18 protein-coding genes are annotated in these 21,343 nt (G+C 70.4%); 6 read left to right on the forward strand and 12 right to left on the reverse strand.

The features are described 5' to 3' along the window. The 4 genes from GVN67_RS12325 to GVN67_RS12340 form a co-directional block, all read right to left on the reverse strand. Positions 1–552, reverse strand: a complete 552-nt coding sequence (locus GVN67_RS12325; protein WP_159996286.1) for a cob(I)yrinic acid a,c-diamide adenosyltransferase — start codon at positions 550–552, stop codon at positions 1–3. Positions 553–565: 13 nt separating this feature from the next. Further along, complete coding sequence (locus tag GVN67_RS12330) at positions 566–1,453, reverse strand: cation diffusion facilitator family transporter (RefSeq protein ID WP_159996288.1); 888 nt, start codon at positions 1,451–1,453, stop codon at positions 566–568. A 380-nt stretch (positions 1,454–1,833) separates the two neighbouring features. After that, a complete protein-coding gene (gene metH, locus GVN67_RS12335; RefSeq protein WP_159996290.1) occupies positions 1,834–5,349 on the reverse strand; it encodes a methionine synthase in 3,516 nt (1,171 codons plus the stop codon). 22 nt (positions 5,350–5,371) lie between these two features. Beyond that, positions 5,372–6,340, reverse strand: a complete 969-nt coding sequence (locus tag GVN67_RS12340) for a metalloregulator ArsR/SmtB family transcription factor (RefSeq protein WP_159996292.1) — start codon at positions 6,338–6,340, stop codon at positions 5,372–5,374. A 41-nt stretch (positions 6,341–6,381) separates the two neighbouring features. On the opposite strand from GVN67_RS12340, the gene GVN67_RS12345 reads away from it, so the two are divergent. Then, on the forward strand, positions 6,382–6,735 hold the full coding sequence (locus GVN67_RS12345) for a hypothetical protein (protein WP_235035265.1): 354 nt from the start codon (positions 6,382–6,384) through the stop codon (positions 6,733–6,735). Positions 6,736–6,809: 74 nt separating this feature from the next. Here GVN67_RS12345 and GVN67_RS12350 read toward each other — a convergent pair whose 3' ends face one another. Beyond that, complete coding sequence (locus tag GVN67_RS12350; RefSeq protein WP_235035266.1) at positions 6,810–7,874, reverse strand: ABC transporter substrate-binding protein; 1,065 nt, start codon at positions 7,872–7,874, stop codon at positions 6,810–6,812. A gap of 375 nt (positions 7,875–8,249) precedes the next feature. Between GVN67_RS12350 and GVN67_RS12355 the strand changes: the two genes are divergently transcribed. Beyond that, complete coding sequence (locus GVN67_RS12355) at positions 8,250–8,987, forward strand: DUF6683 family protein (RefSeq protein WP_159996298.1); 738 nt, start codon at positions 8,250–8,252, stop codon at positions 8,985–8,987. Between the two features lie 48 nt (positions 8,988–9,035). Here GVN67_RS12355 and polA read toward each other — a convergent pair whose 3' ends face one another. Beyond that, positions 9,036–11,900 (reverse strand): DNA polymerase I, encoded by a 2,865-nt coding sequence (gene polA / locus GVN67_RS12360; RefSeq protein ID WP_159996322.1) that lies wholly within the window; start codon positions 11,898–11,900, stop codon positions 9,036–9,038. A 22-nt stretch (positions 11,901–11,922) separates the two neighbouring features. Beyond that, entirely contained in the window at positions 11,923–12,147 is a 225-nt protein-coding gene (locus GVN67_RS12365; protein ID WP_159996300.1) for a zinc-finger domain-containing protein, read from the reverse strand. Positions 12,148–12,328: 181 nt separating this feature from the next. Between GVN67_RS12365 and GVN67_RS12370 the strand changes: the two genes are divergently transcribed. Continuing rightward, positions 12,329–13,390 carry an alpha/beta hydrolase gene (locus GVN67_RS12370; protein ID WP_159996302.1) on the forward strand — a complete coding sequence of 354 codons (1,062 nt, stop codon included), beginning with the start codon at positions 12,329–12,331 and terminating at the stop codon, positions 13,388–13,390. Here the strand turns inward: GVN67_RS12370 and GVN67_RS12375 are convergent. Continuing rightward, positions 13,387–13,950 (reverse strand): dihydrofolate reductase family protein, encoded by a 564-nt coding sequence (locus GVN67_RS12375; RefSeq protein ID WP_159996304.1) that lies wholly within the window; start codon positions 13,948–13,950, stop codon positions 13,387–13,389. The two genes, GVN67_RS12370 and GVN67_RS12375, sit on opposite strands and share 4 nt — an antisense overlap. 173 nt (positions 13,951–14,123) lie before the next feature. Here GVN67_RS12375 and GVN67_RS12380 point away from each other — a divergent pair, with 173 nt between their 5' ends. Further along, positions 14,124–15,557 (forward strand): chlorohydrolase family protein, encoded by a 1,434-nt coding sequence (locus GVN67_RS12380; protein WP_159996306.1) that lies wholly within the window; start codon positions 14,124–14,126, stop codon positions 15,555–15,557. 243 nt (positions 15,558–15,800) lie between these two features. On the opposite strand, the gene GVN67_RS12385 is transcribed toward GVN67_RS12380, so the two are convergent. From GVN67_RS12385 to GVN67_RS12395, 3 genes are all read right to left on the reverse strand, one after another. Further along, positions 15,801–16,751, reverse strand: coding sequence for a lactate/malate family dehydrogenase (locus GVN67_RS12385; protein WP_159996308.1), 951 nt, complete (start codon positions 16,749–16,751; stop codon positions 15,801–15,803). Further along, entirely contained in the window at positions 16,751–18,307 is a 1,557-nt protein-coding gene (locus GVN67_RS12390) for a DASS family sodium-coupled anion symporter (RefSeq protein WP_159996310.1), read from the reverse strand. The genes GVN67_RS12385 and GVN67_RS12390 overlap by 1 nt, the downstream gene beginning before the upstream one ends. Positions 18,308–18,566: 259 nt before the next feature. Beyond that, positions 18,567–18,944, reverse strand: a complete 378-nt coding sequence (locus GVN67_RS12395) for a hypothetical protein (protein WP_200845239.1) — start codon at positions 18,942–18,944, stop codon at positions 18,567–18,569. A gap of 195 nt (positions 18,945–19,139) precedes the next feature. Here GVN67_RS12395 and GVN67_RS12400 point away from each other — a divergent pair, with 195 nt between their 5' ends. Together GVN67_RS12400 and GVN67_RS12405 are read left to right on the forward strand one after the other, a co-directional pair. Then, complete coding sequence (locus tag GVN67_RS12400) at positions 19,140–19,769, forward strand: hypothetical protein (RefSeq protein ID WP_159996312.1); 630 nt, start codon at positions 19,140–19,142, stop codon at positions 19,767–19,769. Beyond that, positions 19,766–20,359: a hypothetical protein gene (locus GVN67_RS12405; protein ID WP_159996314.1), complete on the forward strand. Its 594-nt coding sequence runs from the start codon at positions 19,766–19,768 to the stop codon at positions 20,357–20,359. Before GVN67_RS12400 ends, GVN67_RS12405 begins: the two co-directional genes overlap by 4 nt. Positions 20,360–20,365: 6 nt before the next feature. Here GVN67_RS12405 and GVN67_RS12410 read toward each other — a convergent pair whose 3' ends face one another. Continuing rightward, positions 20,366–21,163 carry a ferredoxin--NADP reductase gene (locus GVN67_RS12410; RefSeq protein WP_159996316.1) on the reverse strand — a complete coding sequence of 266 codons (798 nt, stop codon included), beginning with the start codon at positions 21,161–21,163 and terminating at the stop codon, positions 20,366–20,368. Positions 21,164–21,343: the final 180 nt, after the last annotated feature.

Genomic DNA, 21,343 nt, shown 5'->3' on the forward strand with positions numbered 1-21,343 from the left:
TTAGCGCGCCGCGCCGGGCACCCAGAGCGGATCCGCGCCACCGTTCAGCACCCGCGAGATGACGAACAGGTGGTCCGACAGCCGGTTCAGGTAGCGCAGCGCCACCGGATTGACCGGCTCCACCGCGGCCAGCGCCACCACCACCCGCTCCGCCCGCCGCGCGATGGTGCGCGCCAGATGCGCCTGGGCCCCGGCCGGCGTCCCCCCCGGCAGCACGAAGGAGCGCAGCGGCGGCAGGCCAGCATTCATCGCCGCCACCTCCGCCTCCAGCCGGGCGCATTGGCTGTCGGCCATGCGCAGCCGTCCTTCGGCGGCCAGGTCCGGCACGCAGAGATCGGCGCCCAGGTCGAAAAGATCATTCTGGATACGCGCCAGCATGGCATCCGGTTCGCCCGTGCTGTGCAGCCGCACCAGGCCGATCGCCGCATTGGCCTCGTCCACCGCGCCGATCGCCTCGATCCGCAGCGTGTCCTTCGCCACCCGGCTGCCATCGCCCAGCGAGGTCTGCCCGCCATCGCCGCCGCGGGTGGTGATGATGTCCAGTCGGACCATGGCCAAGCCTCCCTTACAGCACCAGCACGCCCTGGTGCTTCGCCTTGCCCTCGGGCTCGACATGGATGGTGATCACCGCGCTGCCGAGCGCCGCCTTCAGCGCCGCCTCGATCCGGTCGCAGATTTCATGCGCCTCCGCCACCCGCATCTCGCCGGGGACCACTAGGTGGAACTCGACGAAGGTGGTGCTGCCGGCATGGCGGGTCCGCAGGTCATGCGCCTCGATCGCGCCCTGGGCCTCCTGCGACACCAGGCCGCGGATGCGGGTCAGCAGCTCGGGCTCCACCGCCTCGTCCATCAGCCCGCCGACGCTGTCGCGCAGCAACCCCCAGCCGCTGAACAGGATGTTCACCGCTGTCAGCCCGGCCAGCAGCGGGTCGAACCACAGCAGCCCGGTGGCGGCCACGATGCCCACGCCGACCACCACGCCGCCCGAGGTCACCACGTCGGCCAGCAGATGCCGCGCATCGGCCAGTAGCGCCGGCGAGCGCAGCTTGCGCCCCTCGCGAAACAGCACCGCCGCCCAGCCGCCATTGATCAGCGTCGCCACCACCGAGATGGCCAGGCCCTGCACCGGCAGCGCCGGCGCCGAGGGCGCCTGCCAGGCATGCCAGGATTCATTCAGGATCAGCAGCGCGGCGAGCACGATCAGCACGCCCTCGAGCACGGCGGAAATATACTCGGCCTTGGCATGGCCATAGGGATGGTTGGCGTCCGGCGGCGCGGCCGCCAGCCGCACCGCGATCAACGCCGCCCCCGCCGCCGCGACATTGACGATGGATTCCAGCGCATCGGCCAGCAGCGCCACGCTGCCGGTCAGCCACCAGGCCAGCGCCTTCAGCCCCAGCACGCCGAGCGACACGACCACACTGCCGGCGGCGAGCTTCGTCGCACGGTTCATCCCACCATCATCCTGCGCTTGTCCGGCCCGCTTCATAAGCCAGGGCCGGGTGGGTCGGGAAACTGCAAAACAGCAGGGCTGTGCCGCTTGAGGTTGGGGCTTCAGCACAGGCCAGGGGAAGAGAAGATTTGAAGCAGGTCGGGGGAATGAATTCCCCCGAACCCCCATCTTTTTTCTGATCACCGGCTTTGACAGGGCCAGCACATCGACGGCGGCCACACCAGGGCATCACCGCGGGACGCCATTTTCACAAAATCAGCGCACCCTCACAGGTCGCGCTGACACTTGGCCGTTTCACGTACTGTCTCCACGTGGACACGGCAGTCTGACAGAAAAAAGAAGGGGTCCAGGGGAATTCATTCCCCTGGCCTGCCCGACTCTTAGACCGAAAAATACTTCGCCCGCGGATGGTGCAGGACAATGGCGCTGGTCGATTGTTCCGGGTGCAGCTGCCATTCGTCGCTGATCGACACGCCGATGCGTTCGGCGTTCAGCAGCTTCAGCAGCGGCGCCTGGTCTTCGAGGCGCGGGCAGGCCGGGTAGCCGAAGGAGTAGCGGCCGCCGCGATAGCCCTGGCTCAGCATCTTCTCCATGTCGCGGTCGTCGAAGGCGGCGTAGCCGAGCTCGGCGCGGATCCGCTTGTGGACGTATTCGGCCATGGCTTCCGCCATCTCCACCGACAGGCCGTGCAGGTAGAGATAGTCCTGGTAGCGGTTGCCCTCGAACCAGTCGCGGGCGATGTCGCTGGCCTTCTGGCCGACGGTCACCACCTGCAGCCCGATCACGTCGCGCGCCGCCGGGCCGTCATCGATGTCGCGCACGAAATCGGCGATGCAGTCGCCATCCGCCTTCGGCTGGCGCGGCAGGGTGAAGCGGCAGGCCTCGGTGATGCCGTCCTCCTCGAACAGCACCAGGTCGTTGCCCTGGCCAGCGCATTTCCAATAGCCGTAGATCGCCTGCGGCCGCAGGATCTTGTCCTGCTCGGCCAGCAGCAGCATGCGCTTCAGCACCGGGCGCAGCTCCTGCTTCGCCCAGCCGATGAAGTCGTCCAGGCTGCGGCCCTGCTTCCGGAAGCCCCACTGGAACTGGTACAGGCTGCGCTCGTTGATGAAGGGCACCACCGCCTTCGGGTCGGCCTCCACCACGCGGGCGCCCCAGAAGGGCGGCACCGGCACGGCTTCCTCCGCCGTCACCCGGTGGCGGCGCTCCCGGGCGTAGTTGACGTCGACGGGGGCGAAGCCGCGCGGATCGGCGGTGCCCAGCACGCGGGTGGTGTTCTTCGACTTGCCGGCGCGCTTCGACTGCAGCGCCGCCAGATAGCCGTCGAAATCCGGCCCCATCACCTTGTCCATCAGGTGCAGCCCGTCGAAGGCGTCGCGGGCATAGGCGACGCGCCCGGCCGCATTGCCGCCGCTGGCATAGGCCTGGACGCAATCATCTTCCACGAAGTTGCGGGTCAGCGCGGCGCCGCCCAGCAGCACCGGCACCTCGAGCCCCTGGCGGGCCATTTCCTCCAGGTTCTCGCGCATCACCACGGTCGACTTCACCAGCAGGCCGGACATGCCGATGGCATGCGCGCGGTGCTGCTTCACCGCCACCATCATATCCGCCAGCGGCACCTTGATGCCCAGGTTGACCACCTTGTAGCCGTTGTTGGTCAGGATGATGTCGACCAGGTTCTTGCCGATGTCGTGCACGTCGCCCTTCACGGTGGCGAGCACGATGGTGCCTTTCTCCTGGCCCTCGGCCTTTTCCATGTGGGGCTCGAGATAGGCGACGGCGGCCTTCATGGTCTCGGCCGATTGCAGCACGAAGGGCAGCTGCATCTTGCCGGCGCCGAACAGCTCGCCCACCACCTTCATGCCATCCAGCAGGATGCCGTTGATGATGTCGAGCGGCTTGATGCCGCGGGCCAGGGCATCGGCCAGCTCGTCGTCCAGCCCCTTGCGGTCGCCATCGACGATGCGGTCCTTCAGCCGGCCCTCGACGGTCTCGGCCTTCACCTTCTTGACCGAATCCGCGGCCTTCCGGCCGGCGAACATCTCCAGCAGCTTCTGCAGCGGGTCGTAATCCTCGGCGCGGCGGTCGAAGATCAGGTCCTCGGCGACCTTCACCTCCTCGGGCGGGATGCTGTGCAGCGGCTTGATCTTGGAGACATGCACGATGGCGCCGGTCATGCCGGCCTTCACCGCAAGATCCAGGAAGACGCTGTTCAGCACGTGCCGCGAGGCCGGGTTCAGGCCGAAGGAAATATTTGACAGGCCGAGGATGATCTGGATGTCGGGGAATTTCTGCCGGATCAGGCGGATGCCCTCCAGCGTCCATTCGCCCAGCTTGCGGTCGTCCTCGTTGCCGGTGGCGATGGTGAAGGTCAGCGGGTCGATCAGCAGGTCGCTCTGCGGCAGGCCATGCTTGTTGCAGGCGAAGTCGACCAGCCGCTCGGCGATGCGCAGCTTGTCCTCGGCGGTCTTCGCCATGCCGACCTCGTCGATGGTCAGCGCGATGACCGCGGCGCCGAACTTCTTCGCCAGCTTCAGCCGGTCCTCGGCCGCCTGCTCGCCATCCTCGAAGTTGATCGAGTTGATGATCGGCTTGCCGCCATGCAGCTTCAGGGCGGCCTCGATCACCGGCGTCTCGGTGCTGTCGATCACCAGCGGCGCGTTGACGCTGCCGGTGAAGCGGCGGACCACCTCGTTCATCTCGGCCATCTCGTCGCGGCCGACGAAGGCGGTGCAGATGTCGAGGCTGTTCGAGCCCTCGCCCACCTGCTCGCGCCCGATCGAGACGCAGGCGTCCCAGTCATGCGCCGCCTGCCGCTCGCGCCAGGCCTTGGAGCCATTGGCGTTGCAGCGCTCGCCGATGGAGAAGTAGGAATTCTCCTGCCGCAGCGTGGTCGCGCCATAGAGGCTGGCGACGGCGGGGATCCAATGCACCTTGCGCGCCACCGGGCTGGGGCGGAAGCGGCTGCCGCCGACCCGGCGCAGCATGGCGTCCAGCGCCTGGATATGCGGGGTCGAGGTGCCGCAGCAGCCGCCGATCAGGTTGACCCCGTCCTCGACGACGAAGCGCTCCATCCAGCTCGCCATCTCCTCGGCGCCGAGCGGATAATAGGTCTGGCCGTCGACCAGCTCCGGCAGGCCGGCATTGGGCTGCACCGAGACCAGGCCGGGCCAGTTGCGCGCCAGGTAGCGGACATGCTCGGCCATCTCCTGCGGGCCGGTCGCGCAGTTCAGCCCGATCAGCGGCACGTCGAGCGCCTGGATCACCGTGGTCGCGGCGGCGATGTCGGCGCCGACCAGCAGCGTGCCGGTGGTCTCCACCGTCACCTGCACGAAGATCGGGATGTCCTTGCCCGTCTCGCGCAGCGCGATCTTGGCGGCGTTGACGGCGGCCTTGATGAACAGCGTGTCCTGGTTGGTCTCGGTCAGCAGCGCGTCGGCGCCGCCGGCGATCAGCCCGCGGCACTGCTCGGTCAGCGCGGCTTCCAGGGTGTCGTAGTCGATATGGCCCAGCGTCGGCAGCTTGGTGCCCGGGCCAATATCGCCGATCACCCAGCGGTCACGGCCATCCGCGAAGCTCTCCGCCGCCTCGCGCGCCAGCTCGACCGACAGCTTGTTGATCTCGAAGGCCTTCGAGCCTAGCTCGAACTCCTCCAGCGTGATCGGCGAGCCGCCGAAGCTGTTGGTCAGCACCATGTCCGACCCGGCCTCGTAATAGCCGCGGTGGATTTCCCGCACGAGCTCGGGGCGCGAGAGGCACAGCACCTCGGTGCAGTTCTCCTTGCCCCAGTAGTCCTTCTCGACATCCAGGGTCAGCGCCTGGACACGGCTGCCCATGCCGCCGTCACACAGCAGCACGCGGTCACGAAGCGCTTCCAGCAGGGGCGGACGGGCCATGGGGCGGGGCCTTCTCTCTATCTCAGAAGTTCAAAGCAGGTTCGGGCAGGGCGACGACCGGCACGGACAGCCGCCGCGCCGGCCACAGCTTGACGGCCAGCGGGCCCTCCAGCGTCACCGGCGACAGCGGCGCGCAGCCGGCGGCGCCCATCCAGCCGGCCATGGCGGCATCGTCGAAGCCGGGCCAGCGATGCGCGAAGCCGGCCAGCAGCTCGCCACGGGCATGCGGCGCCAGGTCGACCACCAGCAGCAGCCCGTCGGGGCGCAGCAGCCGGGCGGCCTCGGCCAGCGCCGCGGCCGGGTCATCGGCGTAATGCAGCACCATCTGCAGCGTCGCGGCGTCGAAGCCGGCGTCCGGCAGCGGCAGGCGGTACATGTCGGCCAGCCGCACGCTGGCATTGGCGATGCCGCGCTCGCCCAGCCGCGCGCGGGCCAGCGCCAGCATCTCGCGGCTGGCATCCAGCCCCAGCAGCGCCTCGGCGCGCGGCGCCAGCACCTCCAGCAGGCGGCCGGTGCCGGTGCCGATATCGGCGATGCGGCCCAGCCGGCGCTCGCCGAAATGCGCCGCCATCTGGCCCAGCAGCGCCGCCTCGATGGCCGGGCCCGGCAGCTCCAGCGCGCGCATCTCGTCCCAGTCGGCGCCATCGCGGCGGAAGGCGTCGGAGGCCGCCCGCGCCCGCTCGGCGGCGATGCGCGCGGCGGCGCGGCGGTCGGCGGCGATGGTCACGTCATCCTCGGGCAGGCGGGCCAGCATCAGCCGGGCCAGGTCGGCCTCGGGCGGCAGCTGGAAATAGACATTGGCGCCCTCCGGCAGGCGGTCCAGCAGCCCGGCCTCGACCAGCAGCTTCAGGTGGCGCGACAGCCGCGGCTGGCTCTGGCCCAGGATGGCGCAGAGCTCGGTCACGCAGAAGGCGCCGCGGGCGCAGAGCGCCAGCAGACGAAGGCGGGTCGGTTCGGCGGCGGCGCGCAACTGCGCCAACAAGGGCTCCATGGGCTTGCGGATGACATAAAGACTTCTTTATGTCTAGCGTCATGCGCTGGTCCATCGATGCCCGAACCCCTCTCCGCCTGCTGGACGCGGCCCAGCTCCCGCCCGGCGCCACCGTGCTGGCCGAGGATGGCGCGCCGCTGCCGCCCGGCCTGGCGACGGTGGAACGCTTCGCCCCGCCGCCGCCGGGAGGCCACCCGATCGGCTGCGGCTGCTGCGCGCCGCGGGGCCAGGCCGCCGTGGCGCTGGACCGGCTGTTCCTGGGGCGGGTCCGGGGCAGCATCCCATGGTTCGACGAGGTCATCGCGGTGGCACACACCGAGGCCGGCAAGGCCACCATCCTGGCGGCGCTGGAAGACAGCGTGGTGGGGAGCAGGTTTAGATTCAGGGAAGAATGAGGAAAGGTCGGGGGAAGGAATTCCCCCGAGCCCCCATCTTTTTTCTGATCAACGGCCGTTGAGGGGCCAGCACATCACGGCTTCGCCGGATCGACGCTCACCCAGAAGGTGCCCTCGAAGGGCATCGCCGCGAAACGCGCGTTGATCGCCGCCAGGGTCGCCGCTGGGTCGAGGTCAGGGAACAGATCAGGTCGGGTCCAGCGCGCCATGGCCTCGAAGGCCAGGATGTTCAGCGGCACGGCGTTGAAATGGTTCCAGATGCCATGCACCCGGCCGTTGCGCGCGGCGCTCAGGCTGGACAGGCCGGCGCCACGCACCACCTGGGCCAGCGAGGCGCGGGCCTGCTCGCGCGTCACGCCCGGGCCGATGGTGAATTCGCGGCGCGGCAGGCCGGTGGTGACATAGACCTCCGGGTCCTGCGCCAGCACGCTTTCCAGATACATGGTGCCGCCCAGGCCGGCGGGCGGCAGCACCTCGGCGCCGATGTTGCGGACGCCGAGCGCGCCCACCAGGCTGCCCAGCCCGCCATTGTTCCAGACCCAGCAGCAATCGGTGCTGCCGCCGAAGGCCTGCAGCAGGACGCGGGGGCGCGGCTCCGGCTTTTCCGCCACGCGCGCCCGGATGGCGGCGACGCGCTGCTCGTAGAACGCCGAGAAGGCCTCGCCCTGCTCCTCGCGGCCGATCGCCTGGCCGAGCGCGCGCATGCTGCGCGGCGTGTTGGCCAGCGGGTCGTCGCTGAAGTTCAGCACCAGGGTCGGCACGCCGGCATCCTGCAGCCGCTGGATGACCAGGCGGCCGGCCTCGGACCAGGCGTGCCAGCCGCTCATCAGCGCCAGGTCCGGGCTGGCCGACAAGGCATGCTCCAGCGAGACGCCGGCGCCGCCGTTGTCGCCGATCAGCGGGATCGTGCCCAGGCGGGGGAAGCGGCGCTCATAGGCCTCGGCCATCGGCGGGTTGACCCGCTTCAGGTCGTTGGCCCAGGCGGCGACCAGGCTGACCGGGTCGGGGTGCAGCAGCGACAGCGGGATCAGGTTGAAGCCGCTGCCCAGCAGGATGCGGGTCGGCGGGCGCGGGATGGTGACGGTCCGCCCGGCGGCGTCGACCACCTGGCGCGGCCAGGATCCGGCAGGGGCCGGCACGGGGGAAATTCCAGCGGCGCTCTGCGCAGCGGCGGGGGGCGCCGGGGCGCAGAGCAATGCCAGCAGCGCGCCGTGGGCTTGGAGGAGGCGACGGCGCCGCATGGGGCGGAATAGGCGCGAATGAGAATGAGTGTCAACAACGGGCCGCGTATGACGGATCCGTGAAAAAAGCTGGTCAAAACCGAAGGTCATGCGGCGCCGCGATCCTGGCTGGACGGGCCGCAGAGTGCCCCCGGCGGCGGCTTGTGACCAGTCCCGCCGGCGCTGGCGCAAACGTGTCGCGGGCGTCACGGGAAGGTGTCGGCGGGTGCCTCGCTTCCGCCATGCCGGGCGGCATGATCCGGGCCATTCCCAGCCGCAAGGAATCCGGACCCCATGCGTCTTCTCCTCCTGACCCTGCTGGCCGCCGGCATCGCCGGGCCCGTGGCCCAGGCCCAGCAGTCGCGCGACCTGTTCGAGCGGGCCATCGGCAATGCCGGGGCGGCACCCGCGCCCACGCCCCCCGCGGGTGGCCGCGGGATGTTCGGGGTGCCGCTGGGGCCCCAGGCAGCACCGGCGCCTGCCCCGGCGCCCGGGGCCGCGATGGTCACCACCTACCAGGCGACGCCCGAGGTGACGCGGCAGGTGCGGGAGCAGTTTTTGGGCTGGGTGCAGCAGCGCTCGGGCGCCGAGACGGCCGGGCAGATGCGCCAGGTGATGGAGCAGCAGGATGTGCTGGCGCTCTGGGCGCAGCAGGTGGCGACGGACGGGCTGAAGCCCGGCGACGTGGTCGATGCGCTGACCGCCTATTGGGTGCAGAACTGGCAGATGGCGCATGGGGTGGAGGAGACCACGCCAGCGCAGGTGATGGGGGTGCGGGCGCAGGTGGCGCCGCTGCTGGCCCGCAACGAGGCCTTCGGCAAGATGGACGACGCCCAGCGGCAGGAGATGGCCGAGATGTTCATCTACAACCAGTTTCTGCAGGGCAGCGCCTGGGTGATGGCTGGCCAGCAGAACAACCCGGCCCTGAAGACGCAGCTGGGCGAGGCGGCGGTGCAGCGTTTCCGCACCGAGATGAGCATCGACCTGCGGGCCCTGCAGTTGACGGATCGGGGTTTCGTGAAGCGGAGCTAAATGAAAGGCGGGGTCCGGGGGGATACTATCCCCCCGGCCTTCGCTTGCTTAATGGGCTTCCGCCCAATTGGCCCCGAACCCGATCTCGGCCTTCAGCGGCACCCGCAGTTCCGCGACGCCCTCCATCACGACCCGGACGCATTCAGCGGTCGCCGTGACCTCACCCTGCGGCACTTCGAACAGAAGTTCGTCATGCACCTGCAGCAGCATGCGGGCCGAGAGGTTGGCGGCCTTCAGCGCTGCCGGCATGCGCACCATGGCCCGCTTGATGATCTCGGCGGCGCCGCCCTGGAAGGGGGCGTTGATCGCCGCGCGCTCGGCATTGCCGCGGCGGGCCTGCTCCTTGGCCTGGATGCCGTCGATCCACAGGCGGCGGCCGAAGGGGGTCATGACGTAGCCGGTCTCGCGGGCTTCCGACTTCAGCCGCTCCATCTCTTCCAGGATGCCGGGATACTGGGAGAAATAGGCGTCGATGATGCCGCGCGCCTCGCCGGGGGAGATGCCCAGGCGGGCCGCCAGGCCGAAGGCCGACATGCCGTAGATGATGCCGAAGTTGATGGTCTTGGCGCGGCGGCGGGCTTCCTTGTCCACCTGGTCGCGCGGCAGGCCGAAGATGTCGGAGGCCGTGCGGCTGTGGATGTCCTCGCCCTTCTCGAAGGCGTCGCGCAGCGAGGGCACATCGGCCAGATGGGCGAGCAGGCGCAGCTCGATCTGCGAATAGTCGGCCGCCAGCAGCACATGGCCCGGCTCGGCGACGAAGGCGCGGCGGATGCGCACGCCTTCCTCCGAGCGGATCGGGATGTTCTGCAGGTTCGGCTCGGTCGAGGACAGCCGCCCGGTCGAGGTGATGGCCATGGAGAAATCGGTGTGGACGCGGCGGTCGCGCGGGTCGATCTGCGCGGCCAGGCCCTCCACATAGGTCGATTTCAGCTTGGCCAGCTGGCGCCAGTTCATCACCTGACGCGGCAGCTCATGGCCGCGGGCGGCAAGGTCTTCCAGCACGGCGGCGTCGGTGCCCCAGGCGCCGGCCTTGCCGCGCTTGCCGCCCGGCAGTTTTTGTTCATCGAACAGGATCTCGCCCAATTGCTTGGGGGAACCCACGTTGAAGGGCTTGCCGGCGAGCGTGTGGATCGCCTGCTCCAGCACCACCATGCGCTGGGAGAAATCCTCGCCGATGCGGGCCAGCTCGGCGCCGTCGACCTTGATGCCGGCCAGCTCCATCTCGCGCAGCACGGCGACCATGCGGCGCTCGACCTGCTCGTAGAGGGTCAGCGCCTTCTGCGGCAGCAGCTTCGGCCGCAGCGCCTGCCACAGCCGCAGGGTGACGTCGGCATCCTCGGCGGCATAGGCGGTGGCCTTGTCCATCGCCACCTGGGTGAAGGGGATGCGGGCGCGGCCGGTGCCGGTGACCTCGTCGAAGGAGATCGGGCGGTGGCCGAGATGGCGCAGCGACAGCTCGTCCATGCCATGGCCGTGGCGGCCGGCATCCATGCTGTAGGAGATCAGCATGGTGTCATCGACCGGGGCCAGGGCCAGGGCGCCATGCTCGGCGCGGCCCAGCACCTCGAGGTCGAACTTGGCGTTGTGCAGGATCTTCAGGACCGAAGGGTCGGCCAGCAGCGGGCGCAGCGCGTCCACCGCTTCGTCCTGGGTCATCTGCGGCGGCGCGACGGGCGCTTCCTGCAGCATGTCGCCGGTGCCGGGCGGGGGCCCATGGCGCAGCGGGATGTAGCAGGCGCGGCCCGGGGCCACGGCCAGCGAGATGCCGACCAGGTTGGCGTTCAGCGCGTCCAGCCCGTCGGTCTCGGTGTCGATGGCGAGCAGGCCGGAAGCCCGCGCCTCGGCGACCCATTGCGCCAGGACTGAAGGGTCGGAGATCGTCTCATAGGGGCCGAAGGGCGCGGCCTCGGTCGAGACCGGCTCGGGGGCAGCGGCCTCAGGCTGCAGGCCGGGCAGCTGGAAGGCCTGGCGCGGGCGGCTGACCGGGGCCGATTCGGGGGCGGTGTCGCCGTCGAGGCCCATGCGGTGCAGCATCGAGCGGAAGCCCTGCTCGCGCAGGAAGCCGGACAGGCGCGTGGGCTCCGGCGCGCGGGCCAGCAGCGCGTCGATCGGCGAGGGCAGCGGGCAGTTCTCGTCCAGCAGCACCAGGCGGCGGCTGATGCGCGCCAGCTCGGCATTGGCCAGCAGCGCCTCGCGCCGCTTCGGCTGCTTGATCTTGTCGGCCGCCGCCAGCAGGCCCTCGAGGTCGCCATATTCCAGGATCAGCTGGGCGGCGGTCTTGATGCCGATGCCGGGCACGCCGGGCACATTGTCGGTGCTGTCGCCGGCCAGCGCCTGGACATCGACCACCTTGTCCGGGGTGACGCCGAACTTCTCCAGCACCTCGGGCTCGCGGATCGGCTTCTGCTTGATCGGGTCCAGCAGCTGCACGCCGGGGCGCACCAGCTGCATCAGGTCCTTGTCGGAGGAGACGACGGTGACCTGGCCGCCGGTCTCGACGAAGGCCTTGGCATAGCCCGCGATCAGGTCGTCGGCCTCGAAGCCGTCCAGCTCGACGCCGGCGACGCCGAAGGCCGCGGTGGCCTCGCGGATCAGCGCGAACTGGGGCACCAGCTCCGGCGGCGGCTCAGGGCGGTGCGCCTTGTAGTCGGGGTAGAAATCGCTGCGGAAGGTTTTCCGCGAGGTGTCGAAGACCACGGCGATATGGCTGCCGACATGCTTGGTCAGGAACTGGCCCAGCATGTTGGAGAAGCCGAAGACCGCATTGACCGGCACGCCATCCGGCCGGGTCATCGGCGGCAGGGCGTGGAAGGCGCGGAAGATATAGCCCGAGCCGTCGATCAGGATCAGATGCGGCTGCGCCTCGGCCGTGGCGCCGCTGCCGGCGGCGGCGTTGGGCGCCGCCCCGTCCAGCAGGTCGGCGGCCGCCGGAACTTCAGTGATGGTCGCCGCCACCGGCACCGTCCTGCAGGATGAAGGTGCGCGAGCAATAGGGGCAGGTGACCTGCTTGTCCTCGATGCGCAGCGAGACGCCGGGATGGCCGAGGGCGCCGCCGCCACCGTCGCAGGTGACCACCCGGCTGGTGACCTCCTGGGTGTCGACCGGCGTCACGCCGGGGGTGGCTTTCGGGGTGTAGCCCGTGAGGTTCGGATCGCGCATCGGGGGGAGGTCCCGTCATCTGGCCAGTAGGGCCTCGGACCATAAAGCCAGCGCCGCCCGGCCGCCAGGGTTGACACCATGGTCGACGGTGGCGCGGCCCCGGAAGCGGAGCCTTGGCGTTTGTTGCGATTTTGCAGCGAGCCATTGCAGCGGCGCGGCCGGCAAGGCTATGCGCTTGAAGATGCTGCATCGCACCCGCCGCGCCGCCCGCGCCCTGGCCCTCGCCTCCCTGCTGGGCGCCGCCGCCTGCGCGCCGCGGGTCGAGCCCGCCGGCCCCGTGGTCACCGCGCCCCTGCTGCAGGAGGAGGCGATCCTGGCCGCCGACGGCGCCGCGCTGAAGCTGCGCCGGCGCGACCCGCCGCCCGGCGTGCCGGTGCGCGCCGTGCTGCTGGCGCTGCACGGCTTCAACGACCATTCCGGCAATTTCCTGCAGGACGGTTTCGGCCGCCTGGCCGAGGCGGGGGTGCTGACCTACGCCTATGACCAGCGCGGCTTCGGCGCCTCGCCGGGGCGGACGCTCTGGGCGGGGGCGGAGAGCATGGCGGCCGACGCCGCGACCGCGCTGCGCCTGCTGCGCGCCCGCTATCCGGAGACGCCGCTGTTCCTGATCGGCGAGAGCATGGGCGCCTCGGTCGCCGTGCTGGCGGCCACCGCCCAGCCGCTGCCGGTGGACGGGATGATGCTGATGGCCCCCGCCTTCTGGTCGCGCGCCGAGATCGGGCCGGTCGCGGTCGGCGCCTTCTGGCTGCTGGCGCATACCCTGCCGGCGCTGGCCTTCCCGCCCGGCGCCGGCAGCATCGTCGCCAGCGACAACGAGGAGGCGCTGCGCCGCTTCGGCCGCGACCCGCTGACCATCAAGGACACCCGGATCGACGCCGCCTGGGGGCTGCTGGACCTGATGGACCGGGCCAGCCTGAACCTGCCCGGCTGCTGCGGCGTGCCGACCCTGGTGCTGCAAGGCGCCAAGGACCGCGTGGTGCCGCCCGAGGTGACCCAGGGCCAGCTGGCGCAGATGCGCCCCGACACCCGGCTGGCGCGCTACCCCAACGGGCTGCACCTGCTGCTGCGCGACAGCATCCGCGACCAGGTGGCTGACGACATGCTGGCCTGGATGCTCTCCGCCCGGGCGCCGCTGCCGTCGGGGGCCGACCAGGTGGGCGCCGCCTGGCTGGGGCGGCCGGCCGAGCCCACGCCGTCGCTGGCCGGGCCGGCGGCGGAGGTGGCGCGGGCGCCGGGCGGCTAGGCCTTCCGGCGATAGCGCAGCGCCAGCGTCCCCGTCTCGAAGGCGCGGTTTTCTTCCAGTTTCCAATCGTCGAGGCGGTCGTCGGTCGCGAAGAGGCGCCGGCCGCCGCCGACGGTGACCGGGAAGATCATCAGCCGCAGCTCGTCGACCAGGCCCCCCGCCAGCAGCGCCTGGGCCAGCCGCCGGCTGCCGGACAGCAGCAGCGGCCCCTCGGCGGCCTCCTTCAGCGCCGCGATGGCCGGCAGCAGCGGGCCCTCGACCCGGCGCGCCCCCTGCCATTGCAGCGGCGCGGCGTCGCGGGTGACGACGTATTTCGGCATGGCGTTCATCCGCGCGGCGAAGGCGCCCTCCGCCTGGCGCCAGCCTTCCAGGAAGGAGGCGTAGGTGACGCGGCCGAGCAGCAGCGCGCCGGCCGCCTCGGCCTCCGCCTGCTTGAAGGCGATTTCCTCAGGCCCCATGCAGCGCCCGGCCCAGCCGGTATGCGGATGGCCGGGCTCGCCGCCCGGCGCCTCCATCACGCCATCCAGCGTCAGCAGCGTGGTCAGGATGATCTCGGCCATGCGCGGGTCCCCGTTGCTTGCAGGTCGATACCACGCGACGCGGCCGGGAGCGAAACGAGCCCGGCCAAGCCGCGGTTCGCCCAGGGGAATGCGAATGGCGGCCAGGGGGCGGCTTGACCACCGCCAGGGGCTTTGTGACCCTCGCCGCTTCCCCGTCCCGCAGGAGACCGCCGGTGGCCCGCACGCTGATTCGCGCCTCGCATATCATCGCCTACCAGGATGGCGGGCACCGCCACCTGAAGGACGGGGTGGTGGTCTATGAGAACGACACCATCATCCATGTCGGCCGCGACTTCGAGGGCGAGGTCGACCACACCATCGACGCCACCGGCAAGCTGGTCACCCCGGGCTTCATCAACACCCACGCGCATCTGTCCGAAAGCCCGCTCGACAAGAGCTTCGTCGAGGATCGCGGCCCGCGGCAGTTCTACCTGTCCGGCCTGTTCGAGTTCCTGACCGCCCGCGACGGCGCCATCACCGACGCCGCCCGCCGCGCCTGCATCGCCTATTCGATGCCCGAGCTGCTGCGCACCGGCACCACCACCATCATGGAGATCGGCTGGCATGGCGACGTGGTCGCCGAGCATGCCGAGCGCGTCGGCCTGCGCGCCTATATCGGCCAGGGCTACCGCTCCGGCCGCTGGCTGACCGCCAACGGCCGCACGGTGGAATACGAGTGGCTGGCGGATGACGGGCTGGCCGGCTTCAACGACGCGGTGTCCTTCGTCGAGAAGGTGGAAGGCCGCGCCAATGGCCGCATCAAGGGCTTCCTGACGCCCATGCAGATCGACACCTGCTCGGAGGCGCTGCTGAAGCGCTCGGCCGATGCGGCCCGCGACATGAAGCTGCCGCTGGCGCTGCACGTCTCGCAGTCGGTCCCCGAATTCCACGAGATGACCCGCCGCAACGGCTGCACCCCCATCGAGTGGCTGCAGAAGATCGGGTTTCTTTCGGAACGCTGCATCCTCGGGCACTGCATCATCCCGGGCGAGAGCTCCTGGGCCAACTACCAGGCCGACGACATCGGCATCCTGGCCGATAGCGGCGCCAACGTGGCCCACGCCGTCTGGGTCTTCGCCCGCCGCGGCATCGCGATGGAGAGCTTCGCCCGCTACCAGGCGCGCGGCGTCAACATGACCATCGCCACCGATACCTGCCCGCAAAGCATGATCGAGGCGATGCGCTGGACCTCGGTCTGCTCGAAGATCGTCGACCGCCGCACCCAGGTCGCGACCGCGGCCGACGTGTTCAACGCCGCCACCCTGAACGGCGCCAAGGCGCTGGGCCGCGAGGATATCGGCCGCGTCAGCGTCGGCGCCAAGGCCGACCTGCTGATCTGGCAGGGCGAGAGCATGTTCATGACCCCGCTGCGCGACCCCATCCGCAACCTGGTCTTCTCGGCGACGGCGGAAGACCTGCAGACCTCGATCATCGACGGCCGCACGGTGATGGAGAACGGCATCGTCCCCGGCTACGACCCGATCGAGCTGGGCCGCGAAGTCCAGAAGGGCGCCGAAGCCATGTGGGCAGGCATGAAAGAACGCGACTGGGCCGGCCGCGATATCGAGACGCTGTCGCCGTCGTCGTTCCCGGCTTTTGCGGGCTGAAGCGAAGGGGATGGGCAGGTCGGGGGAATGAATTCCCCCGAACCCCCTTCTTTTTTCTGATCACCGGCCGACGCGGGACCAGCGCTTCAACGAAGCCGACACCAGGGCATCACGGCGGGACGCATTTTCATATAATCAGCGCCCCCTCACAGGTCGCGCTGACTCTTGGCCGTTTCACGTACTGTCTCCACGTGGACACGGCAGTCCGAAAGAAAAGGGAATTCATTCCCCTGGCCTTGCCTCTTATGCTTTTAGAGCCTTCATCCCTGCCTTGATCGTCCCGGCCAAAACTTCGGCGCTGTTCTTCAAAGCCTCGGTCTCGACGTTGTCCAACGGTGGAAGCAACGGCTTCGAGGCCCCAGCACGCCCCAATACATGCGGCAGGGAGATGCAGGTCTCTGCCACGCCCAGCAGCTCGGGCATGTAGGTCGAGACGCTGAACACCGAGTTTTCCGCCAGCGCAAGGGCGCGGACCAGGCGGGCGATGCAGCCGCCAATGCCGAAATTCGACACCCCCTTGCCTTCCTTGATGCGGTAGGCGGCGGTGCGCACGTCTTCCGCGATCTGCGCCTTCATCGCGGCGTCGATCGGGCGGCCGATCTGGGCCGCGAAATCGACGATGGGCAGGCCACCGATCTGGGCGCTGGACCAGTGCAGCACCTCTGAGTCGCCATGCTCGCCGAGGACGGAGGCATGGACGGAGCTCGGCGCGACTTCAAGGTGGCGGGCCAGGCGGTCGCGGAAGCGGATCGAATCGAGGGCGCAGCCGGTGCCGATGGCGCGGCCCGGCGCCATGCCGAAATGGCGGACCGCGATGGCCGGCATCACGTCCACCGGGTTGGTGGCGAAGAGCAGGATGGCCTCCGGCGCCACCTTCAGCACTTCCTCGATGATATGGCCGACGATGCGGATGTTCTGGCCCAGCAGCTCCAGCCGGGTCTGGCCGGGCTTCAGGCTGGCGCCGGCGGTGATCACCACCACCTGCGCCCCGGCCAGGTCGGCATAGTCGCCCTGGTGCACGCGGGCGGCGGAGCCGAAGGCGGCGGCATGGCCGATATCGGCGGCCTCGCCCGCGGCGCGGGCCTCGTCCAGGTCGACCAGGACGATGTCGCCGATGCCGGAGGTGGCGGAGAGCAGATAGGCGGCGGCGGCGCCGACCTGGCCGGCGCCGATGATGCCGATATGCGCAGCCATCACAACACTCCCATCATCGGCCAGATGGTGGCCGAGAGCAGCAGGATCAGCGCGAAGCCGGCGATGGTGACGATGATGCCGACCTTGGCGAACTGGGTCATGGCGAAGGCGCCGGTGCCGTAGCACAGCATGTTCTGCGGCGCGTTGGTCGGCAGGATGAAGCCGAAGGAGACGACGAAGCTCTGGATCAGCACGATGCCGAAGGCGGTGTTGGCCGGCACCGGCAGGGTCTGGCTGAAGGCGATGACGATCGGGATCAGCGTGCTGGCCAGCCCCGTCGCCGAGGCGAAGCCCAGATGCAGCACGATGCTGAACAGCGCGAGCGCCCCGATCACGGCGACCACCGGCAGGGACTCGAGCCCAAGCTGGCCGAGGGTGACCTGCGCCAGCCACCCCGCCGCCCCGGTGCGCGACAGCAGCGTGCCGAGCGAGATCGAGGCGGCGAAGAGCACCACGGTGCCCCAGGGCACCAGCTTTTCCGCCTGGGCCCAGTGCATGACGCCGATGCGCGGCATCAGCAGCAGGGCGATGCCCAGCTGGGTGGTGGTGGTGGTGTCCAGCGGATGCAGCATGCCCTCGGTCGACCACAGCAGCAGCAGCAGCACGGCCACCGCGATCAGCCGCTTCTCCGGCGCCGTCACCGGGCCCAGCGCGTCGAGCTGCGCCTGCAGGCGGGGGGCGGCTTCCTCGGCGCTGGGCACCTGCGGCCGCAGCAGCCAGAGCGAGACCAGGAACAGCACCAGGCTCATGCCCAGGGTGAAGGGCAGCGCGGTGATGAACCAGCCGCCCCAGGTCACGCTGTGGCCATAGGCGCCCTGCATGAAGTTCAGGCTGATCAGGTTCTGCGCCGCACCCGTCTTCACCGCGATGTTGAAGATCGAGCAGGCCTGGGCGGTGACGATCATCAGGGTCGCGCCGAGCGAGCTGGCCACCGGCAGGCCCAGGGCGGCGGTGATGCCCACCATGATCGGGATCACCGCGCCGACGCGGGCGGTGGCGGACGGGATGAACAGCGCGAGGACGAAGCCCACGATCATCGCGCCGACCGTCAGCCGCGCCGGCGAGATGCCCACCCGGCTCATCACCAGCAGCGCCACCCGCTTGTCGAGGCCGGTGTGCTTCAGCGCCACCGCCAGGAACAGCGCGGCGGCCACCAGCAGCACGGCGGTCGAGGAAAACCCGCCCAGCATGACGGTCAGCGCGTCGGCGGAGGACATCGGCCTGGCGCCGCCGGTCAGCGGCTTGCCCATCAGTCCGACCACGGCGGCGCCGGTCAGGATGACGGCGGAGGTCGCCGGCGAGACGCATTCGCTGATCCACAGCGTGATCACCAGCGCCAGCAGGGCCAGCGCCACCTGGCCGGAGGCGGACAGCCCGGCCGGCGTCGGCAGCAGCAGCACCGCGATATAGAGACCAACGGCCAGCAGCAGGAAGCCCAGCTTGCGGTTGGAGCCGGGCTCGGGGCCGGAGGCGATGGGCGGCGAGGTGCTGTCCGGCACCGCCAGGGGGTTCACCCCTGGCTGCTGGCTGGCGGGGGTGGGGGCGGCGGTCGACATGCGCGGTCCTTCACGGTCTGCGTCCCGGGAAGGTCGCCGTCGCCTTCCGGGGCCGGCGGCCGTTCCCGGCCTGCGGCGCAGGGTGGCGCATCACGCTGACCGTCGCCTTGACCCTGATCAAGCCGGAGCCAGGCGATCGCGGAACCGGTGACGTGACTGTGATGGTACCGTAAGGATATCCGCCTCGGCGGGGGAGAAAATGCTGCCGGGACGGGACCTTGGACCGCTTTTGCGGCGGCCGCCGTCCCGGCAGGAAGGCTCAGCGGCTGACGCTGTTCATCTTGTCCAGCAGGGCCGAGGCGGCGGTGACGCAGGCCTGCATCGTCTCGTTCTCGGCGCAGCGGACGGAGATGCTGGTCTCGCCCCGCTCCAGCTTGAACGAGGCGCCGCGCGGCGGCGGCGGTGGGCGATGGCCGAAGCCGGGGCCGCCATCAGGGCCACCATGGGCGAAGCGCGGCGGCGGGCCGGGGGGACGGCCAGGGCCACCGGGACCGCCCATGGGACCGCCCGGCGGCGGCGGCGGCGGGGTCGCGGCCTGGCCCTGCGGCGCGGCCGGCGGGGTGGCAGTCTGGGCCACGGCCAGGCCCGAGGCGCCCAGCAGCAGCGCTCCGGCCCCGAGCATCAGCATCTTGCGCATGGCATTCCTTTCGTTCTGGGGCGGGCCGATCCTGGCCCGCCAGGGGGAAAAGACTAGCCAGGGGCTTCGTTTCAGTCCCCCGCGATGAAGCAACGAAGTCTTGCACGCGGCGCAAAAGCCCTTGCGGCTTCGTGACTGGCCCGGCGCCGGCGGGCGCCGCATGGCTGGGGCGTAACCTCGAGGGAAACGCCCCGCATGCCGCAGCCGTCCCCGGCCCGCCGCGGCGCCGTGCCGACGACCGGCGCCGCGCCCCCACCGCCGCTGCTGGAGCCAGGCTTCACGGTGACGCGCGCCGACCAGCTGGCCGGGCACCGGCTGTCGCTGCGGGCCCAGGCGGATGCGCTGTCGACCGGCCTGGGCGGCGCGCTGCTGGGGGGGCTGGTGATGCTGGCCGCGGTGCTGCACCTGCAATCGGGCGAGACGCCGCTGTGGAAGGGCACCCACCCGCATGGCCGCAATGTCGTCGTGCTGGCGCTGCTGCTGGTGCTGGCCGCGGCGCTGGGCTGGCTGGCCGAGGCGCGGCTGCGCCCCTGGCTGATCCGCTGGCTGGTCGGCCGGCAATTGGGGCGGATGCTGCCCGCCGGCGCGCCCGAGCCCGCGGCCCGGCTGCGCATCGGCGAAGCGTTCCTCGAATGGCAGGATGACGGGCGGCGGCTGCGCTACGAGGCCGCCCTGCTGCGCGGCATGATCGAGGGGCGCGACCAGCTGGTGCTGCGCTTCGGCTTCGGCATCCTGCTGGTCCTGCCGCGCGCCGGCCTGGACCCGGCCGCGCTGGAGCGGCTGCGCGACTGGGTCTCCCGCCACGCCCGGGGGCCGATGTGGTGAGCCGGCTGTCGGTCGAATGGCGGGCCGAGGACCAGGCGCGGTTGCTGGCCCTCGATGCGGCGCGGCACCTGCCGATCGCGCTGCCGACGGCAATTTCCCTGTTGCAGGGCGTCTGGCTGGCGGCGCTGGCGGTCGCCAGCCTGCGCGTCGTCGACGGGCTGCTGCGGCATCTGGGAGAAAAGCCCTCGCTGTGGCGGGCGCCCGAGCCCTTCGAGCTCTGGGTTGCCGGCGGCATCCTGGCGGTGGCCGGGCTGATCGCCATGCTGCAGCAGGCGCGGCCGCGGGCCTCGATGCGGCGGATCCTGGCGCCCTATGCCGCCGACGCCGCGCGGGAGCCGCTGTTCGGCAGGGTCGAGGTCACGCTGGAACCCACCCGGCTGACCTGCCGCGGCGAGGGTTTCTGCTGGGTCTTCGAGCGCGCCGCGCTGGACAGCCTGGAGGTGCTGCCGGAGCTGCTGGTGCTGCGCTTCGGCCCGGCGCTGCAGGCGATGGCCCTGCCCTTGCCGAAGCGCGATCTGACCGAGGCGCAACAGGAAGAGATCCGCGCCTGGGCCACGCCCTCCGCGGCCCAGCGGGCCGCGGAGAACTGACAAAAATCACTTCTCGACGAAGGCCTTCTCGATCACGTAGTGGCCGGGGCGGTTGCCGGCGCCTTCCTTGAAGCCCTTCTCCTCGAGGATGGCCTTCATCTCGGCCAGCATCTCCGGGCTGCCGCAGAGCATGACGCGGTCATCCTCGGTGGAGATCGGCGGCAGGCCGATATCGGCCTCCAGCTTGCCCGAGCGGATCAGGTCGGTGACCCGCCCCTGGTTGCGGAACGGCTCCCGCGTAACGGTCGGGTAGTAGACGAGCTTGTCGCCGACCAGCTCGCCCAGCAGCTCATGGTCGTGGATCTCGGTGGACAGGAAGTCCTGGTAGGCGAGCTCCTTCACCTCGCGCACGCCATGCACCAGCACGACGCGCTCGAAGCGGTCGAAGACCTCCGGGTCCTTGACCAGCGCCATGAAGGGGGCGAGGCCGGTGCCGGTGCCCAGCATCCACAGCGTCTTGCCCGGCAGCAGGCTGTCCGGCACCAGCGTGCCCACCGCCTTGCGGCCGATCAGCACCTGGTCGCCCGGCTTGATGTGCTGCAGCCGGCTGGTCAGCGGCCCGTCCGGCACCTTGATCGACAGGAACTCGAAGAAGTCGTCATAGGCGGCGCTGGCCATGGAATAGGCGCGCAGCAGGGGCTTGCCGTCCACCATCAGCCCGATCATCGCGAATTGTCCGGCCTGGAAGCGGAAGGCGGGATCGCGCGAGCAGCGGAAGGTGAACAGCCGGTCCGTCCAGTGATGGACGTGATCCACCGTCTCGGTGAAGAAGGCGGCGTTGGCGGGCGGCGGCGTGGCGTTCATCGGCGGAACATCGTCTCGTCTCTGCGCGGTACAAGCGCTCCCCGCCGGGGAGGCAGGAAATGCGATGGGCAAATGCGCGGGGGCAGGCGGCACGGCTTGCGCGGCGGCGGGGTTGCGGTCCAGCCTCGGCCTATCATGACAAGCCCCGACCGCGCCACTGCCGCCCCCGCACCCCAGACC

Origin of the sequence: Roseomonas sp. 18066, assembly GCF_902706185.1 — a bacterium.
In the GTDB taxonomy this organism is placed as follows: Bacteria; Pseudomonadota; Alphaproteobacteria; order Acetobacterales; family Acetobacteraceae; genus Pseudoroseomonas.

What these genes read in the sequence shown, in the direction of transcription:
- GVN67_RS12325 (WP_159996286.1), bottom strand. Translation starts at nt 552, where the DNA reads ATGGTCCGACTGGACATCATCACCACCCGCGGCGGCGATGGCGGGCAG.
- GVN67_RS12330 (WP_159996288.1), bottom strand. Translation starts at nt 1,453, where the DNA reads ATGAACCGTGCGACGAAGCTCGCCGCCGGCAGTGTGGTCGTGTCGCTC.
- metH (WP_159996290.1), bottom strand. Translation starts at nt 5,349, where the DNA reads ATGGCCCGTCCGCCCCTGCTGGAAGCGCTTCGTGACCGCGTGCTGCTG.
- GVN67_RS12340 (WP_159996292.1), bottom strand. Translation starts at nt 6,340, where the DNA reads ATGGAGCCCTTGTTGGCGCAGTTGCGCGCCGCCGCCGAACCGACCCGC.
- GVN67_RS12345 (WP_235035265.1), top strand. Translation starts at nt 6,382, where the DNA reads ATGCGCTGGTCCATCGATGCCCGAACCCCTCTCCGCCTGCTGGACGCG.
- GVN67_RS12355 (WP_159996298.1), top strand. Translation starts at nt 8,250, where the DNA reads ATGCGTCTTCTCCTCCTGACCCTGCTGGCCGCCGGCATCGCCGGGCCC.
- GVN67_RS12365 (WP_159996300.1), bottom strand. Translation starts at nt 12,147, where the DNA reads ATGCGCGATCCGAACCTCACGGGCTACACCCCGAAAGCCACCCCCGGC.
- GVN67_RS12370 (WP_159996302.1), top strand. Translation starts at nt 12,329, where the DNA reads ATGCTGCATCGCACCCGCCGCGCCGCCCGCGCCCTGGCCCTCGCCTCC.
- GVN67_RS12375 (WP_159996304.1), bottom strand. Translation starts at nt 13,950, where the DNA reads ATGGCCGAGATCATCCTGACCACGCTGCTGACGCTGGATGGCGTGATG.
- GVN67_RS12385 (WP_159996308.1), bottom strand. Translation starts at nt 16,751, where the DNA reads ATGGCTGCGCATATCGGCATCATCGGCGCCGGCCAGGTCGGCGCCGCC.
- GVN67_RS12390 (WP_159996310.1), bottom strand. Translation starts at nt 18,307, where the DNA reads ATGTCGACCGCCGCCCCCACCCCCGCCAGCCAGCAGCCAGGGGTGAAC.
- GVN67_RS12395 (WP_200845239.1), bottom strand. Translation starts at nt 18,944, where the DNA reads ATGCGCAAGATGCTGATGCTCGGGGCCGGAGCGCTGCTGCTGGGCGCC.
- GVN67_RS12400 (WP_159996312.1), top strand. Translation starts at nt 19,140, where the DNA reads ATGCCGCAGCCGTCCCCGGCCCGCCGCGGCGCCGTGCCGACGACCGGC.
- GVN67_RS12410 (WP_159996316.1), bottom strand. Translation starts at nt 21,163, where the DNA reads ATGAACGCCACGCCGCCGCCCGCCAACGCCGCCTTCTTCACCGAGACG.